The sequence below is a fragment of the Phascolarctobacterium succinatutens YIT 12067 genome, from assembly GCF_000188175.1.
GTDB classification, from domain to species: domain Bacteria; phylum Bacillota; class Negativicutes; order Acidaminococcales; family Acidaminococcaceae; genus Phascolarctobacterium_A; species Phascolarctobacterium_A succinatutens.
In genome coordinates, this window is record NZ_GL830897.1 from 1 (window position 1) to 1,865 (window position 1,865).

At 42.1% G+C, this 1,865-nt stretch carries 1 protein-coding gene and 1 pseudogene; both read right to left on the minus strand.

Annotated features, from left to right (window positions below):
• A partial coding sequence (locus HMPREF9443_RS06430) for an SLC13 family permease (RefSeq protein WP_009145745.1) occupies positions 1-848 on the minus strand: 848 nt, incomplete at its 3' end.
• Positions 849-1,499: 651 nt separating this feature from the next.
• A pseudogene (gene gcdB / locus HMPREF9443_RS06435) lies at positions 1,500-1,865 on the minus strand (sodium ion-translocating glutaconyl-CoA decarboxylase subunit beta); the annotation flags it as partial.

Sequence of the window (1,865 nt, forward strand, 5' to 3'; positions counted from 1 at the left end):
GCGAACAGGAAGATGGTTACCCAGTCGATAGAAGCATAAGCTTGTTTTTCAGTCAGGCAGCCGGTCAGTACGCAAACCAGAGCACCGATGATTGCTGCCATTTCCAAAGTAATACCTTTAATGCCAAGAGCCATTACCAGAACAACTGCCAACAGGATAACGCCAGATACCATTTGTTTAGATTTGGAGGTTTCATTTGCTTCGATTTCTTGCTCGATTTCTTGGTCAGCATCGAGTTGTTTGTTCGGGAGTAAATATTTGCCTACAAACATCATGTAAATCATACCAGCTACGGAAACCGGGATACCAATCCAAGCGAATTCGAAGAAACCGAAAGGCTCAAGACCAGCAGCGGTCATAGCACCGGTAGCGATGATGTTAGGAGGAGTACCTACCATGGTGATGATACCGCCCCAACCGCAAGCGAATGCCAACGGCATTAACTGACGGGAAGCAGGAATCTTAGCTGCGGAGCAGATACCGAGTGCTACAGGAAGTAAGCAAGCTGCGGTACCGGTGTTGGACAATACTGCGGACAGTACGGTACCAACGATCATCAGGCCGAACATCAGGCTGTTTTCGCCTGTGCCGCACATTTTAACTACGGTATTACCGATTTCTTGTGCAAGGCCGGTGTAGAACATGGAAGCGCCAACTACGAACATACCTGCGAACAGAACAACGGTGGAGTTAGACAGACCGCTGAATACTTGTTTTGCAGGAATCAAGCCTAAGAGGCCGCATGCGATAGCTGCGCCGGTAGCAGTAACTGCGAGAGGGATAAGTTCGGTTACAAATAATAATGCAACTACTGCCAACAAAATAAGACATTTGATTGCTGGGGACATTTTATGTTCCTCCTTTTAAAATTAATTTATATACAATGCCGAGGGAGGCATTCTATATCAGCTATTAATATGTAGTTTTCAAAGAACTTACGGAAATCGCTTATGTATTTTCTTGCATTTCCATGTACCTATTATAACACTATAAGCGTAAAATAAAAAGTTATTTTATTGAAAAATTTACATTATTAACGTAAATGGTGTTTTCTTGTTGCATACTTCTATATTGTATTTTATGTACATTACTGTCATGGTGTTTTATTTTTATGCTTTTATATGCTTTTCCGGAATTAAGTTAAACTATGAGTAAATGATTTTTGAAACGTGCATAAGCCTTTTGTCTGAAAATTATCTTAATTCTCTTTATAAAATCTGCTTTGATAAATTGCAGCCTTCTGCTCCAAAGCCCATTATATCAAGGGTTTGCGATTCATATAATTTTTTTAGTACCTTCTATAAGTTATTTTTAACAGCTGGTGCTAATTTCATTTTTTATGTTGAATGTAATCCAACAGTACATGTCCACTGATTGAGGACACAAAAATGCCATCTTTTTTGTTTAAAATGTGACAGTTTAGTATTCCGGACCGCTTTTTAGGCAAAAATTAAGAGGACGCGCCTTGCAGCGCGTCCTCAGGGGAGTTTCAGTATAAATTATTTACCAACAGGACCGATCATAGCCAACATGGTACCTGCAGCAACTGCAGTACCGATAACGCCTGCTACGTTAGGACCCATAGCATGCATCAGCAGGAAGTTGGACGGATTTGCTTTTTGGCCAACAACTTGAGATACACGAGCAGCCATAGGAACTGCAGATACACCGGCGGAACCAATCAACGGGTTAGTCTTGCCACCGTCTACAATGCACATCAGCTTACCGAAGATAACGCCGGCAGCAGTACCACCGATGAAAGCAACCAGACCAAGGATGATGATCAGGATGGTCTGATAGTTCAGGAATGCATCAGCACTCATGGTCAGACCAGTACCGGTAGCCAGCATAATGGTTACGGTGTT